We start from the raw sequence: 16,569 nt of genomic DNA, 5'->3' as shown, positions 1-16,569 counted from the left end.
ACTGCCGGTATTACTGTTTCCGCCTCTTCAAAAAGAATGCGCCGAAGCTGTTACCGGTCATTACATACCTGGAAAATGTAGAATTTAAGATAATAGGACTCATCTGCCGACCAGAGGATCGGATGATCCGGTGCCTGTGTACGATACTCTACCTGGCGAAGTCTCTTGTGTACATTCTTCGCAGCCTGACCGATCGTCTGTGTAAACAGCTCATAGGTCATGAAGTGAGAGCAGGAACAGGTTGCAAGAAAACCGCCATCTTTTACAAGACGCATAGCTCTTAAGTTGATCTCACGATAACCTTTTACCGCATTTTTTACGGAACTTCTGGATTTCGTAAATGCCGGAGGATCCAGGATCACCACATCAAATTTCTCTCCCTTCTCCTCAAGTTCCGGGAGAAGTTCAAATACATCTTCACAGAGAAACTTCACAGTTCCGTCCAGTCCGTTAAGTTCTGCATTGCGTCTTGCCTGATTTACCGCAGTTTCAGATGCATCCACACCCAGAACACTCTGTGCTCCTGCAATTCCCGCATTCAGTGCAAATGATCCGGTATGTGTAAAGCAGTCCAGCACTTTCGCATTTTTGCAAAGTCGCTGGATTGCCAGACGGTTGTATTTCTGATCCAGGAAAAATCCGGTCTTCTGTCCGTCCTTGATGTCCACTTCATATTTTACACCATTCTCTTCAATCTGAACGATCGTCGGAAATTCTTCTCCGATAAATCCCTTGGTAAGTTCCATTCCTTCCTGGCGGCGGACCTTTGCATCACTTCTCTCATAGACACCCCGGATCTGGATCCCGTCCTCTGCAAGAATATCCTTCAGCGCCTCAATGATCGTTCCCTTAAGGCGGTCGATTCCAAGTGCCAGAGACTGTACTACCAGCACGTCAGAAAACTTATCCACAACAAGGCCAGGAAGAAAATCTGCCTCCCCGAAGATCACGCGGCAGCTTCCGGTGTCTACGACTTTTTTGCGGTATTCCCAGGCATCACGGACACGTTGCCTCAAAAAGTCCTCATTGATCTCTCTGTGCTCATCTCTGGTGAGCATACGCACAGCAATCTTGGAATTGGTGTTGATAAACCCTCTTCCCATCGGATAACCGTCAAAATCGTGGACCAGCACAATATCTCCGTTCACGAAGCTTCCCATGATCGTTGCGATCTCATTATCATATACCCAGAGGCCTCCTGATTTCAGGAATCTGCCTTCGCCTTTTTTCAATGTTACTACTGCCAGGCTCATAAATTCTACCTTTTCCCTTTCTCATTTCCCTGTAACGGTTTCCAGTGTATGAATTCCATAAAACCGATTTATGGTCAATTTTAGCACAGAAGAAAATATTTTTCCAGTGCTTCCCCAAATCCTTCATATAAAACACACAAAAAGCCGCCGCAGAAACTGAAATTCCAGTCTCTGCGGCGGCAGGCTTTATTTCCTGATCATGGAAACTGTTCAAAAATCTCTTTACTGTGCTGACTCTTCCTCAGAAGTATCGGTATTCTCACCGTAAAGTCCTGCAAGATATTTCATCGTCTCCTTATAAAGAGTCTGTTTATCTTCTTCTGTTACATCTGCAAGAAGAGCAGCAGCCTCATCTGTAGTATCTGAATTTTCTTCCGTGATCTCAATTCCAAAAAGTTTCTTGAGGTTCTGATCCATCATGTTCAGCTCCGGTGTGAGATATGTCTCAGTTCCGTCTGCCACATAAGATCCTGTACCGTCTTTCAGGATATCATAATACTGCTTCTCAACAGTCTCGGCAACGCTCTTCGCTGTCTGCTGGTCCAGAGTTACTGTTGCCACAGCTTCCGTATTCTCAGTTGCTGCCAGAAGGGCATCCGCATCACCTTCATACTCTCCTTTTACAAAGAGTTCAAACTTGTCGTAGTATGTCTTATTCTCTTCGCTGAGTACGGAAGTGTCAATCTGGGAAGCATCCGCTTCTGCACCTGAAGTCTCTGACTGATCAGAGGACTCCTCAGAAGAATCCGTATTCTCCTCTGTTGCCTCCGGGATTCCCGTTTCATCTGCTGAAGTTCCCTCTGCTGTATCCTCTGTGGAATCTTCCTCTGTGTAAGTTCCGTCCTCGGTCGCATCCGGGATTTCTGTCTCACTGCTATCTGCAGAATCCTCCGCCGGCGCTTCTTCCTGATCGTTCTCCTCTGTGGAGCTTTCGATCACATTATCTCCCAGCACATCGGAATTTACGTTATTCATAATATCGTCATCATCTTCGGTACTCTGATCCACGTCTACGGTATCATCCGGGTTCTCTTCATCCATGGAATCCCCTGTCTCTGCCGCAGAAGTTGTACTTGCGCCTGTTGTATTGGCATCTACCTGTTCCAGTGTCTGTTTCACGTCATCATAGTTATAACCCTGCTGAGCGATCTGCTGAAGCAGAGAAACAATTTTATCAATGTCATCCTGGCTTACTGAAATATTATTCTGGTTCGCCACATTGATAACAATATTCTGGATCTCATCCGCATTCTGCACATCGTTCTGGATCACGTCCATCTTGGACTGGTTCACTACTGTTGTCGCCTGGTCTTTACCAACCTTATCCGCAAGCTCTCCGGTTGTCACGATCTCCTGGTTGGCAAGTTTGGTCTTGGTCGCATCCAGTTTCTCTCCACTGGCTTTCTCATAGGCCATCTGAATACCTGTCAGTGCACCGGTTCCGGATACTTCCATCGGGCATGCGGCAATGACTTCACAGTTCTTGACACCGGATGTGGAAAGAGAAGTGGCGATCATATTACCGGTTACCCAGTTAAGGTTGGCAGTACGGACTTTAATTCCGCCGGACTGGGTTGGTTTTACATAAGCACAGCTTAATGTATGGGAACCGATCTGCTCCTGTGGTGCAATATTATCCAGATGATTGTGCTCATCCTGGTTGGTAACAGTTAAAATCTGAACCTGATCTGCACTTACATTAAAATATTTCATCATTGTCTGTTTCTGGGCATCGGAAAGATCTGCTCCAAGTGTTACAACCTTGGTTGCATCCGCAAATACAAGATTTACGCTTCCTGCCACAAGGCATGCGCTGCAAAGCAGGGCTGCGATCATATTTCTTTTTTTCATTGAACTTTCCCTCCTGATATATTTCTTATAAATTGGCTGTATCTGTTTACATTTTTACAGTGTAAAGCGAACATTCACCTTCTGCTTTACCATGTGTTCATGAACATGACCGTTTCATGATTTGTCGTTCATATTATATCACAGATACGATCATATTTGTAATTTATATTATATGAAAAAGCCGCTTTTGACAGCGGCTTTCTGTTTAGACCTGTTTTAATTTTCCGGATTTTTCTGCTTTTTTAAATAATTCCAGATTTTTTTTATTCATGGTCCCGAAATCTTTCAGCGGGCAGTAAACTTCTCTGCATTTTTCCATGATTTCCAATGCTCCCTGAAAAGACTCCTGGGAAATGCATTCAAATGGTTTCTCCGTGATCACTCTGGCGGCCAGTTCTTTTGCCACCTGATAATCTGCGTCGTTGGTATGGAGAACTCCCGTTGCAAAAGGAATTCCCTGGCGCTGCAGTTTCCGGTACACCGGAATTCCGCTTCCGTTTCCACCGATCACAAACACCCGAGGTTCTCCTGCCGGCGGTTCCATTTCCACGCAGCCAAATTCCGCGTTATAACTTCCCCGGGTAATTCCATAAAGCTTTCGAATATAATCGGAGGTAAAAATCTCCTCCGGTGCACCGTATTTTTCGATATGATCTCCATGAACACAGATTACCTGGTCAGAAATTTTCTGTGCAAGATCCAGCTCATGAAGGGACATGATCACAGTCATCTGTTTTTCCAGCACCATTTTTTTCAGAATGGCAAGCAATTCCAGTTTATGACGGATATCCAGAAAAGATGTCGGTTCATCCAGGATGATAATCTCCGGTTCCTGGCAGATGGCGCGCGCCAGAAGAATACGCTGACGCTGTCCGTCACTGATAGCTGTGAAATCCCGATCTTTCAGATCCCAGGCATGAACCATCTCCATGGCATTTTTCACTTTTTTCTTATCCTCCGGGGAAAGGATTCCCAGAGTTCCGGTATACGGATAACGTCCGGTGGATACCACATCTTCACAGGTCATAAGTTCCGGACGCATGCGCTCAGTAAGCACTACAGCCAGCTTCCTGGAAACTTCTTTGTTTGTCATGCGGCTCATCTGTTCCTGTTCCAGATATACGGTTCCACTGATCAGGGAAAGCTGTCTTGTGATACTCTTCAGGATTGTGGATTTTCCGGCACCGTTGGGACCGATCAGAGTCAGGATCTCTCCTTTGTTCAGCTGAATATTAATCTCTTTGATCAGCGGTTTTCCGTCATAGCCTACGGTCAGCTGATCCGTATAAAAAAAATATGATTTCATCGTTTATATCCTCTGCTGTCTGCGAATCATGATATAGATAACTACCGGTGCTCCGAAAACTGCCGTCACAGAACTGATGCTCAGCTCCGTCGGTGCAAATACGGTTCTTGCGATCAGGTCACAGAACAGGCAGAACACCGCACCACCCAGGAAGCAGGCCGGAATCACAAGCAGTGGCTTTGCAGTCTTTAAGAGACTTTTTGCAATGTGAGGTACGGCAATTCCCACGAAGGAGATCGGTCCGGCAAATGCAGTGACACAGGCAGAAAGAATACTGGAAAGCAGGATCAAAAGTATGCGGAATACTTTGATATTGACGCCCATATTCTGTGCGTAAGTCTCACCCAGCTGATAGGCACTGATGGGTTTTGACATAAAAAATACGATCACCATGGTAAGTAATACCACCACAGCCATAGTCCGCACATTCCCCCAGGTCATACCGGAGAAACTTCCCAGTGACCAGTTGTGAAGATTCACAATATTGGAATCATCTGCAAAAGTTACCACAAAGTCTGTGATGGCCGAACAGATATAGCCGATCATAACTCCACTGATGACCAGCATGGACATGTTGTGGACTTTTTTTGCCACAAGAAGCACAAAGCCCATGGAGATCATGGAACCGGCAAAAGCAGCCAGGATCATGGCTCCGGAACCGATGGATACCGATCTGCTCAAAAGAAAGATCATCAGAAAAGCCACAATCAGCTTGGCTCCGGAAGAAATTCCCAACACGAAAGGTCCCGCGATAGGGTTATTAAAAAAGGTCTGCAGCAGAAATCCGGAAACAGAAAGTGCTCCGCCGAGGATGATAACTGCCAGAATTCTTGGAAGACGGATCTCCCAGACAATATTATAAGAAGTTTCATCTCCCTGATGCCGGAATATGATATTCAGGATCTCCTGCACAGAGAGGTGGATACTTCCGGAATTTACATTCCATATAAATAAAAAGATCAAAAGTACCGCAAGGATCACAAAAGAGATCCCATATCGGACCGCGCGTTTTCTGTCATTCATTTTTTCTGGTACACTCCTCTTCTGTGGTGTAATTCGTGTAAAGTCGTATTTTCGTTTATTTCAGTTTGTGCATGTAAGTCAGGTTATCTAGGGAATCATCATCCGTGGTCAGCATGGTATGGATATCCTCGATCATGGTTCCAAGTCCTGTGGTCTCCTGGAAAAGGTTTTTGCCTGTGCACCAGACATTTCCGTTCTTCACTGCCTTGAAATCCGCAAGGAGCTCGCTTTTGGAAAGAAGTTCATCGATGGTCTGAAGCTCTCCGTCAATGGTACTGTTGTAGATGATATAATCCGCATCTTTTGCCTTGGCATAGAATTCTTCCATCTGCATGTTCATGGTGGAAAGGGCATTGTCACTCTCTCCCGTATCTTCCGGAACGTAATTTCCACCTGCAAGGGAGATCATCTCTGAAACATAGTCGCCGCTTTTTCTTACATTTACCGCGCCTACAGAGTTGATATAAAAGAACGCTACGGTCTTATCTGTTTTATCTGCTGTAAGCACGTTATCCAGTTTGTCTGTCTGCTCTTTGAAAACTTTTTCTGCCACATCTTCTTTTCCAAGAAGGACTGCGTAAAGTTTCATCCACTCAGTTCTTCCAAGGGGATGGCTTTCATAGCTGGAACGTTCCACCATTACAGGGATCCCGAACTGTTCCAGTTTCTCCTGGACTTCCGGATTGTGATGGATCATGGTGGATTCAATGGCAAGGTCACAGCCTTCGTTCAGAATCAGCTCATAATCCGGCGCACTGTACTTGCCGGCATAGATCATCTTTTTCTGCTCCATGGCGTCTTTCGCTTCCTGGATATACCATCCGTCTTCTTTGGTTCCGGAAAGCTTGATACTGTCGATCCCGTCAATGGCCCGGAAAAGATCCATGGCTGAGGTTGCCACCAGATAAATATTGTTTAACGGCTGTTTTAAGACCGCAATATCAGAGTCCAGCCCTTCCGGAGCTTCTTTTCCCTCGGGGACTACAAGAAACTGTCCCTCCTGATCGATGGTGATCAGCGCATAGCCATCGTTGTAATAATCCACATTGAATTCCTTCGCATAGGATAGTTCCATGCTGTGGTCGAAAGTAAGGCCCGGAATATCCGCAGGCTTATGTTCTGTCTCCGCTGCCTGCACGGCAAACGCGCAGCCCAGAACAAGCGTCAATGTCAGAAATATGTATGAAATTATTTTTTTCATTTTTCTGCCTTTTTCATGCTTGAAGAATCAAAATTTAATGTGTAGTCGATCTCATGAGGTGTACTCATGGCTACGGTATCTGCAGTCACTTCCATCTCTGCGTCAAAAACTGTCACCGGGATCTCAAATGTGGAGTTTCCGTCTTTGTTCACCGGCTCGTATTTTTCGCCGTCCACGATCATGTAATCATAATTCGGACTGCTCCAGATGATGGTTGCAGTAGCTTTTTTGTCCTTGATCTCTACTTTTGCCGGGGATTCTACCGTTGCTCTTCCGGTTCCGCCTGTGAGGGTTACATCAAATTCGTAAGTTCCGTCTTCCAGTTTCAGATCTTCCAGCTTTTTTCCCTCATATTTCTTGTCATCGGAAGTTTTCTCATCTTTGGAAGCATCTGCTTTTTCTGCAGTCTCCTTGTCGGAGGAGTCTTCTTTTTTGTCTGTATCATCAGTTGTTTCTTCCACATCACCTGTCTTTACAGGATCTTTGACGCTGACTTTATGGTCATACCATTTACCTTTTTCTCCCAGAAGTGCCACATCAAATTCCTCATCAATGGCAGGTACCGGGATATCAAACCCGTAAACTTCCTCTGTATAACCGTCGCTGTATTTTACTGTATCTGTGGTAGGTTCAATGATCTCGGCGCCATCCTTCTGTGCATCTTCTGCAGTTCCTGCAAACAGATTTACGATCTTCTTGGAAACCAGGCTTACATGGATGGTCATCTTGCCATCTTTGACCGTAAGCTCTCCTTTTTCGTCATTGGCCTCATTTACATGGAACATACTGCTGTCTGTGTCAAACTCTGCTGTATAAACACCATCTTCCAGGGTATCTGTCTTGGCTGCATCTGCCTCTTTCTCATTGGAAGCTTCCGCATCCTCTTTGGAATCGTTTTTGGCAGATTCGGTTTTTGCGGAATCTGTTGCAGCCATCGCAGGCACAGAGCCAAGGGCCATAGCTGATGCACTTACCATTGCAAGGATTAAGTTTACATAACGTTTTTTCATAATAATCTTCTCCCTTCCATAGATACAGCAATCTGCCCGGAAGACAGTCTTCCTGATCTTTCCGGGCAGTTACATGGATTTCTTATAGGTATCTGAGCTCACTCAGATCGTTTCATATTTATTATTCTGCGGAATCCTCAGCGGAATCAGCCTCTGTATCTGCTGCTGCGTCAGAATCTGCGGACTCATCTGTGCTTCCGATGGAGTCGATAGCTGCTTTTGTATGATCTACATAAAGCTGCTCAACAGCCTCGATACGTCCAAGACCTGCGATCTGTGTATCAACATTCTCGAAGTTTCCGGATGCTACAAACTGGCTCTTCCAGGAATCCTCATCATCACCGGCCATATCGTTGTTTGCATGGTCTCCGGCAACAACCATCAGCGGACGAAGAACAACGTTCTTGTATCCTGCCTCTTTTACCTTCTCGATAACCTTGTCGCAGGCTGTATCTTCCGGTTTACCCTCTACAGTACCGATGAATGCGTTCTTGAATCCAAGGTTTTCCATCTGTGTCTGCATCTGATCGTATGTAATGTTAGCTGTATGAGATGTTCCATGTCCCATGAATACGAATGCTGTGCCAGCCTCAGCTGCTGCATCCATGCTGTCAAATCCGGCTTCTTTGCAAGCCTCATCTGTGATTGCCTGAGCAACGGCTTTCTTGTCATCGTTGATCACGGTTGCATCGTCTCCAACCTCACCGAGCATTGGCTCTGCGATAGCTACAGACTCGAATTTATCTTTATAGCCATTGATCGCTTCTGTCATCTCATCGTACTCAGCACCATGCATCAGATGAGTAGGCTGTACAACCAGATTCTTAACACCATTCTCTACTGCACGGTCAAGAGCCTGCTGCATGTTATCGATCACTTCATCATCTCTTGCCTCTACATGGTTGATGATGATCTGTGCTGTAAATGCTCTTCTTACAGACCAGTCCGGATAAGCTTCTGCAAGAGCATCCTCGATTCCTTTGACATCCTCTGCACGGCTGTCATTGAAGGAAGTACCAAAGCTTACTACCAGAAGCTCGTTCTCACCGATCTCATCCTGGTTACGTGGATCGTCTTTGGAAGCGTCTCCTGTGTCACGTCCGAAGTAATCCGGATCAGCGTTCTCGCCCTCTACCAGTTCTTTCTGAGCGTCTGTCAGAGCATCCCATGCTTCTTTAGCTGCCTTGCAGTCCTCATCTGTTGTGTCAGTTCTCTCCTGAACATAGATCTTGTCGATCAGAGCTGCTACATTGTCAGCTGCTTTCTGGTCTTCATCAGAAGCCTCTGTGGTATCAGCTGCCTCAGTACTCTCATCTGCGCTCTCTTCTGTAGCGGAATCATCTGCTGCCATTGCTGTTGTAGCTGCACCCATAGAGCATGTCATGGAAACTGCGAGCATCAGAGCTAACATTGTTTTTCTTTTCATTTCTTATCGTCCTCTTTTCATGTATTTCCAGAATACTGATATGTACAAAAAAACGGCTGCTTTCTGCGGCCGCCTGCTCACACACGATTCTCTCGCAATACACATAAAAAGAAGTTCTGTATTGTTATTGAGAATACAGATTCGTAGACCGCGAATCCTGGATCTCACAATAAGGCAGTTCTCCTGACTTGGTTCCACACTGCTTTCCCTTCCCGGTTTCCCAGTGGTATTTAAAAACAGCTCCCCGTTCACAGTGACGGTATCGTTCCGGATTCTCACCGGATTCTCTTTTGCACATCCGACTGGACGCAACCTTATTGCCATAACATTTGTACATATTCGATTTTACCTGGTTACTTATTCTTTTACCACAAAATCACAAAATTGTCAAGATTGCTGTCGGACGAATCATGGTGCTTCCCCTGCATCTGTCAGTTATTTTCAACATACTCCTTTCAATATTCATGCACATTATGCATGGTTTTATATGATTTATGTTTTTTATTTATGGTACAGTGATTTCCTACAACATAAAAGCAGCCCCTTTCCGCCATCACTGTGACAGCAGAAAAGGGCCGCTCATATTATTTACTGAAGTACTCCTGCTCAAGGTATCTGGCTACATAGATACCGCTGGCGGATGCATGGGAAAGAGAATGTGTCACACCGCTGCAGTCTCCGATAACAAAGAGACCTTTGTGGCAGGTTTCCAGATTCTCATCGATCTCAACTTCCATGTTGTAGAATTTAACCTCAACACCATAAAGCAGAGTATCGTCATCTGCTGTTCCAGGTGCGATCTTATCCAGAGCATAGATCATCTCGATGATTCCATCCAGGATACGCTTCGGCATAACAAGGCTTAAGTCTCCCGGTGTTGCGGAAAGAGTCGGTGTTACGAAGCTCTCCTCAATACGTGCTTTTGTGCTTCGTCTTCCACGGATCAGATCTCCGAAACGCTGTACCATAACACCACCGCCAAGCATGTTGGAAAGTCTTGCGATGCTCTCACCATATCCGTTGCTGTCATGGAACGGCTCTGAGAAATGTTTGGATACCAGAAGCGCAAAATTTGTATTGTTGGTGTGTTTTGCAGGATCTTCATAGCTGTGGCCGTTTACTGTGATGATTCCATTGGTGTTCTCATTAACCACAACACCTCTCGGGTTCATACAGAAAGTACGGACCATATCCTCAAACTTCTCGGTTCTGTAAACGATCTTGCTCTCGTAAAGCTCATCGGTCAGACGGCTGAACACCTCTGCCGGAAGCTCCACACGGACACCGATATCCACACGGTTGGAAAGTGTGGGGATCTTAAGATCTGTACATACAGTCTCCATCCATTTACTTCCGCTTCGTCCCGCGGAGATGATGCAGTAAGTTCCCTCGTAACGCTCATCACCTACAACAACTGCATAGCCGTCTTCTGTTTTCTCCACTTTGTCAACGGACGCGTCAAAATAGAAATCTACATGGGCTTTCATCTTGTCATAGAGATTCTGAAGTACTACATAGTTGATATCCGTTCCCAGGTGGCGGACAGATGCATCCAGAAGATGCAGGCCGTTCTGAAGACAAAGCTTACGGATCTCACTGTTTGTGGTGGAATAAAGCTTGGTTCCCTCTCCACCATGCATCAGATTCAGTTTATCTACATATTCCATCAGTTCTGTGGCTGTATCCTTGCCAATATGCTGATACAGCGTTCCGCCAAACTGATTGGTGATATTATATTTTCCATCGGAGAAAGCGCCTGCACCGCCAAATCCTTTCATGATCGCACATGTTTTACAGTGGATACAAGATTTTACTTTCTTTCCGTCAATAGGACATTTTCTTTTTTCCAGAGGATGGCCGGCTTCAAAAACCGCGATCTTTTTCTCCGGATCATTATTCATCAGCTCATAGGCTGCAAAGATTCCTCCAGGACCTGCTCCTACGATCAGTACGTCATATTTCATAAATAAAAACTCCTTATCTTGTGTTGCCTGTTTTCAATGTTTCGTTTTCGCACAAACCCTGTCTATTCTACAACAAGTGTTTGTAAAAGTCACCTGTTTTTTCGGTTTTGAAAAAAATTTTTCAGTCCTTCCGGAACCTGTGGATCTTAAGCTTTTTCCCATCTGTTTCCACAGTAATGGCACCGCTTTCCATGGTATATTCCACCTGGCTTCCGGCCGCTTCCAGACGCTCTACGGTTTCCGGCGACGGATGCCCGTAAGTGTTGGTGGAAGAACAGGAAATGATCGCCAGTTCCGGCTTTATTTTTTCAAGAAACGCTTCCGTGGTAGAATAACGGGAACCATGATGTCCCACTTTCAGACAGTCCACATCCTTTAATATCCCGGACGCCAGAAGCTTTTTCTCCGTGTCTGCTCCGATATCCCCGGTAAAAAGCATCTGAAATTCTCCAAACGAGAGTTCCATCACCATTGCCTCCTCATTCACATCTTTTCCTGTGGCGTTTTTCTCCGGCCACAAGATGGAAAAAGATACCAGACCACAATGCAGCTCATCTCCCTTTTTTCCTGTCACAATTTTTATTCCGGCTTTTTGTGCCGCATCCGAGAGTTCCTCCCAGGCCTCCGGCTTTTCCGCCCATGAAGGAAGCACCAGATATCCTGCCCGGATGGTCGTGAGTCCATTTCCCATATATTCCAGAAGTTCCTTCGCCCCGCTGATATGATCCTTGTCTGTATGGGAAATAAAAAGCCCGTCCAAATAAGAAATCCCCTGACTTTTCAGAGCCGGCAGAAGGCAGTATCTTCCAAGGTCCGACTGGCTGCTGCTTCCTCCGTCAATAAGAAAATGGTGATTATCCGGAGTCTCTACAAGGATGCCATCTCCCTGCCCCACATCCAGGCAGGTCACTTTCAGGTCTCCTGCCGGATGAAACCCGAGGATCAGAATTCCTGTTATCATCAATGCGCCGGCTGCTGCCCGGACTGTCCGGAGTTTCCTTTGGATCTTTCCCGGGATTCTTTTATCCCGGCTGGATAACTCTGATTTCATACCCGCTTCCTGTTCCCGCCTCATCGGTTCTTTTATATACTGTCCCATAAACAGGATTGTAATCAAAAAAACATAATATACCAGAATCTGCCAGATTTCCGGTTCCCCTCCGATCCAGGTGCTCCACCTTAATTTTCCTGCAAGGCTACATAGATATTCATAAAAAAGCAGCAATCCTCTTGCCGGCAAAATTACCAGTTTTGCAGCAGAAATACTGAAAATTCCAAGCAACAGTGCCGCCATTCCTCCCATCAGCACAAAGCCCACACTTGGAAGCACCAGAAGATTCAGAAAAAATCCGGCAAGGGATACTTCTCCAAAAAATTTCAGCATCACAGGCAGTGTCACCAGCTGAAGGGCCATGGAACTTACCAGTGCCTTCGTCCATTTTTTCTCCGCACCTGCAAGAGCACAGATTTTTTCCGCTGCAACACCGATCCCAAGAACACAGCCAAAGGACAGAAGAAAACCGCTGTCCAGAAGATACGCCGGGGATTCCAGAAGAATCATCATAGCTGTTACCGAAAGAGCAGTCATCATGTCATAAATCCGGCCGGTGATCCTGGCGCCCATGGCAATGAGAAACATGGTCACCGCCCGCATGGTGGAAATACTCCCTCCGGTCATGATCCCGTACTGCAGCATTACCCCCAGCGAAAAAATTCCCGCAGGCCAGATTCCAAGACCGATTTTTTTCAGAAGGTTATAAAGCCCCATTCCCAGAATGCTGATATGAAGCCCGCTGATGGCAAGGATATGGACAATCCCGGCCAGCTGATAACGCATCCTCATTTCCGGCTCCAGATCCTGTTTGTCCCCAAGCACCATAGCGCAGAAAAGTGGTGCGTCTTCTCCTGCCGATGCCGTAAGAATCTGCCTGCATTTTTCTTTTACCTTAAAAAGCTGCTGTCTGTATCCGGAATAAGATTCTGTTTTTTTCCGGACCACAGCTTTCTTCATAAAATAATAGATATGACGGCAGGCATAGTAATGCTGACTGTCAAAGCCACCGGGATTTGAGGGTTCCTCCACTCTTTTTAAGGTTCCTTTTACCAGAATTTTCATTCCCGGTTTCAGGTCTTCTTCTTTTTTCAAAAATACTCTTACATTTTCAATGGAAAATTTTTTTGACTGATAAATCAGATATGTTTTTTTCAGATAAACAGACTGGGAGAATTCTGTATTTTCATACTGCTCCACCTCCCCGCAGATCACAGAGCCAGGATGTGCTTCGATCCAGTCCTGTACGGTTACAGGAAGGGGATTCCCCCCAAGAAGAGGAATCCCCGCAAAATTCATAATACCTAAACCAAGCACCATGAGAAAACACAGAAAACATAATGGCCGTTTTGTCATACATGTTCTCCCGTTTATGTAGATATTTTATTATGATTCAGTTTTGTTCTTTTTTGGCTTTTGTGCTGGCCAGCAGACTGTCATTCCATTCATAGAACTTATAAAGCTGCATATTCTGGCCAAAAGTGACTTCTTTGTTTCCCTCAATGGAAATCTCCACTTTATCCACATCCGTTGCCGCAATCAGTGTATTTACAACAGAATAAATCGGAATCTGTTCGGAAACATTTAACGCATAGTCCTGAAATACAGAGTTGTAATCCACATAGCAGATTCCGTTGGCTTTTGTCAGAGAAAGCACTTCGGAATTTTCCGGAATGGTCGGATAATGATCTTTTTCCAGAGGTCCCCTTGCCAGCTGTTCCAGTACTACGGTTGCCTTTGGAAGATTCCGCCTGTAACGGACACTTCTCTGTTCTTCTACCAGCTTGTCACCGTTCTTATTTGTAAAATACAGGGTAAAAGTGTCATAGCTGTAGACGTCCCCGTCAGATCCGGAAAACTCCACAAAAGTATCACTGTTCATGGCTCCGACTTCTTCTCCTTTGGAATTCGTGAGAGGCTTTTTTCCCACATAGATTTCCACAGAATCAATTCCCGGGATCTGGATGAAAATCTTCACCACGCCGGTACGGACCAGAAGTTCCCTGGTGCGGGACATCTTACTGTAGGCCTCGTTAAATTCCAGACGCAGAATTCCATCCTTTATAGAATAGGAAGAAATTTTTACGCCTTCCGGAAACAGTGAAATTCCATCTTCCCTTGTCTCGCAGTTGTTCAGGCTCTCCGAAAAATCCCGGAGCATCACCTCTGCAGTTTCTTTTTCCGGTGTATACTTCTCTTCTTTCAGTTTTGTTTCTTCACTGTTGATATAGTAAAAGCTGTACTGCTGTTCTGCATTTTTCTCTTTTCTTCCCGCAAAACCGATATAGGCAATCAGCCCAAGAAAGATACAGGCAGCAGTCACGCAGATAATCTTTATCGTTTTTTTCATGCTGTACCTCCTAGGACGGAATATAGGACAGAGGAATCTTCACGGTAAATGTGGTTCCCTCTCCTTCTTTGCTGGATACTTTGATAATTCCGTGATGCATGGCTATGGAACTTCTGGTAATGGCAAGTCCGAGACCGGTTCCTCCAATTTCCCTGGAATGAGATTTGTCCACACGGTAAAAACGCTCAAAAATCCTTTCTATGGATTCTTCAGGAATTCCAAGGCCGGAATCTTCAACAGTTACAAAGAAATCTTTATGATCCGCATCCAGTGTTACACGGACCCATCCTTCATCTACATTATATTTAATTCCATTCTCTACCAGATTACTGATGGCAAGCGTAAACTTCACTTCGTCCACATCTGCATTGACTGGACGGAAAGAATCCAGGATCAGGGAAATACTTCTCTGATCTGCAATCGGCCGCAGACGTTTCAGGATATTTTCCAGCAGTTCATTGATATTCATATTGGTAATATTCATATCTGCTGCCTTTTTGTCCATTTTCACAAGGGAGAGCAGATCTGTGATAATCTTGTTCTCTCTGTCAATCTCTTCTGTAATATCCGAAAGGAATTCCTGATACAGTTCCTCCGGAACCCCCTGCTGTCCTACAAGAGAGTCTGCCAGAACTTTCATGGAAGTCATCGGTGTTTTCAGCTCATGAGACACATTGGATACAAATTCCTGTCTGGATTCATCCAGGGTTTTCATTCTGGAAAGCATCTTATTAAATGCATCCGTAATCAGCGCTGTCTCTGTATAATCCGGTACGGAGATTTCTTCGTTCTGATATCCGTCTGTCAGATCTTCGATGGCTTTTGTTACCCTGGCAAAAGGTTTTACCAGTACTGTGGAAAGAATATATCCCAGGAATATGGCCAGAACTACAATAATTCCAATAATCAGGATTCCTTTCTGCTCCAGTTCCCGGATGGTTGACGTCACTTCACTGGAAGAAGCCATAATCATCATGGCACCCTGCACCTGATTTACTTCCGGGCTTTTTACCGGAACAGCCAGGATCAGCTTCTGGCTGTCGGAATCATAACGGTAGGCATCTTCCCCTTTAAAACAGTTTACTACTTTCTGGGATACCAGAGTTTTTCCCTCATCCACGCCATAGGTATCCTTAATAATCCTGAAATCCCTGTCTACAATGAGAATTCTTCCTCCATAGATATTAGACAACAACTCCAGCTTGCTGTTTACTGTCTGCGAGCTGGAGTCATTCAGATAATTCTCTTTGATAAGCAGGTCGCACATGATGTCACAGATATTTTCCATGCTCTGCACACGGTTGGCAATGGCACGGTCTTCATAGTTGGCAATGACCATTTCCGTTACAATGACACTTGGTACGATTCCCAGTATGATCAGGATGATCAGAATACGAAAGCGGAGACTTTTAAAAAACTTGCCGCTTTTTTTGATCTTCACAGCTTATGCCTGGAAATAGTAGCCCACACCCCATTTGGTGTGTACATATTTCGGCTCACTGGGATTGGCCTCAATTTTTTCTCTTAAACGACGGATATGTACGTCTACTGTACGGACATCTCCCGGATACTCATATCCCCATACGATATTCAGAAGATTTTCTCTGCTGTATACCTTGTTCGGATTGAATACCAGAAGTTCCAGCACATCAAATTCCTTGGCTGTAAGGTTAATCTCTTTTCCGGAAATAAATACACGGCGTCCTTCGCAGTCCAGCTTCAGTTCTCCGACTTCCACGGTCTTGGCTTTCTCCTGTTTGTTCTGGTTGCTGCCTGCACGGCGGATGATCGCCTTGATACGGGCCTTGACTTCCAGAATATTAAACGGTTTGGTCACATAATCGTCTGCTCCGTATTCCAGGCCCAGAATCTTATCCATATCCTCACCTTTTGCTGTAAGCATGATAATCGGGACATTGGAAAATTCACGGATCTGCTGGCATACCTCAAGACCATCCATCTTTGGAAGCATCAGGTCCAGAAGAATTATATCGTACTCTCCTGCCTTGGCTTTTTCCAGAGCTTCCTCTCCGTCATAGGCACAGTCCACTTCCATTCCATCCTGCTCCAGACTGAAACGAAGTCCCTTGACAATCAGTTTCTCATCATCTACTACCAATACTTTCCTGCTCAT

At 45.3% G+C, this 16,569-nt stretch carries 12 protein-coding genes and 1 riboswitch; all 12 genes read right to left on the bottom strand.

Annotation, left to right across the window (positions count from 1 at the left end; all coding sequences use genetic code 11):
* Positions 1 to 50 precede the first annotated feature (50 nt).
* The 12 genes from GPK81_RS01135 to GPK81_RS01080 all read right to left on the bottom strand — a co-directional run bounded on the left by GPK81_RS01135 (position 51) and on the right by GPK81_RS01080 (position 16,569).
* Positions 51 to 1,253, bottom strand: a complete 1,203-nt coding sequence (locus tag GPK81_RS01135; protein WP_021977497.1) for a class I SAM-dependent rRNA methyltransferase — start codon at positions 1,251 to 1,253, stop codon at positions 51 to 53.
* Positions 1,254 to 1,475: 222 nt separating this feature from the next.
* Positions 1,476 to 3,104, bottom strand: coding sequence for a DUF1002 domain-containing protein (locus tag GPK81_RS01130; protein ID WP_178745985.1), 1,629 nt, complete (start codon positions 3,102 to 3,104; stop codon positions 1,476 to 1,478).
* A gap of 205 nt (positions 3,105 to 3,309) precedes the next feature.
* Complete coding sequence (locus GPK81_RS01125; protein ID WP_178745988.1) at positions 3,310 to 4,410, bottom strand: ABC transporter ATP-binding protein; 1,101 nt, start codon at positions 4,408 to 4,410, stop codon at positions 3,310 to 3,312.
* A gap of 3 nt (positions 4,411 to 4,413) precedes the next feature.
* Positions 4,414 to 5,433: a FecCD family ABC transporter permease gene (locus GPK81_RS01120; protein ID WP_173762632.1), complete on the bottom strand. Its 1,020-nt coding sequence runs from the start codon at positions 5,431 to 5,433 to the stop codon at positions 4,414 to 4,416.
* A gap of 55 nt (positions 5,434 to 5,488) precedes the next feature.
* Positions 5,489 to 6,634 (bottom strand): ABC transporter substrate-binding protein, encoded by a 1,146-nt coding sequence (locus tag GPK81_RS01115; protein WP_148448441.1) that lies wholly within the window; start codon positions 6,632 to 6,634, stop codon positions 5,489 to 5,491.
* On the bottom strand, positions 6,631 to 7,644 hold the full coding sequence (locus tag GPK81_RS01110) for a hypothetical protein (protein WP_178745991.1): 1,014 nt from the start codon (positions 7,642 to 7,644) through the stop codon (positions 6,631 to 6,633). The genes GPK81_RS01115 and GPK81_RS01110 overlap by 4 nt, the downstream gene beginning before the upstream one ends.
* Before the next feature lie 121 nt (positions 7,645 to 7,765).
* The gene (locus GPK81_RS01105; protein ID WP_021977503.1) at positions 7,766 to 9,070 is read right to left on the bottom strand and encodes a sirohydrochlorin cobaltochelatase; all 1,305 of its coding nucleotides are present in this window, start codon (positions 9,068 to 9,070) and stop codon (positions 7,766 to 7,768) included.
* Positions 9,071 to 9,226: 156 nt separating this feature from the next.
* A riboswitch (cobalamin riboswitch) is annotated at positions 9,227 to 9,402 on the bottom strand.
* A 252-nt stretch (positions 9,403 to 9,654) separates the two neighbouring features.
* Positions 9,655 to 11,034 (bottom strand): NAD(P)/FAD-dependent oxidoreductase, encoded by a 1,380-nt coding sequence (locus GPK81_RS01100; protein ID WP_021977504.1) that lies wholly within the window; start codon positions 11,032 to 11,034, stop codon positions 9,655 to 9,657.
* Between the two features lie 121 nt (positions 11,035 to 11,155).
* Positions 11,156 to 13,441 (bottom strand): DNA internalization-related competence protein ComEC/Rec2, encoded by a 2,286-nt coding sequence (locus GPK81_RS01095; protein ID WP_215706383.1) that lies wholly within the window; start codon positions 13,439 to 13,441, stop codon positions 11,156 to 11,158.
* A 37-nt stretch (positions 13,442 to 13,478) separates the two neighbouring features.
* Positions 13,479 to 14,435 (bottom strand): GerMN domain-containing protein, encoded by a 957-nt coding sequence (locus GPK81_RS01090; protein WP_174088129.1) that lies wholly within the window; start codon positions 14,433 to 14,435, stop codon positions 13,479 to 13,481.
* A 10-nt stretch (positions 14,436 to 14,445) separates the two neighbouring features.
* The gene (locus GPK81_RS01085) at positions 14,446 to 15,876 is read right to left on the bottom strand and encodes a sensor histidine kinase (RefSeq protein ID WP_021977507.1); all 1,431 of its coding nucleotides are present in this window, start codon (positions 15,874 to 15,876) and stop codon (positions 14,446 to 14,448) included.
* Between the two features lie 3 nt (positions 15,877 to 15,879).
* Entirely contained in the window at positions 15,880 to 16,569 is a 690-nt protein-coding gene (locus tag GPK81_RS01080) for a response regulator transcription factor (RefSeq protein WP_021977508.1), read from the bottom strand.

Origin of the sequence: Blautia sp. MCC283, assembly GCF_018785565.1 — a bacterium.
GTDB lineage: Bacteria > Bacillota > Clostridia > Lachnospirales > Lachnospiraceae > Blautia_A.
The sequence above is the reverse complement of the archived record's forward strand: the minus strand, read 5'-3'. Positions and strand labels throughout refer to the sequence as shown.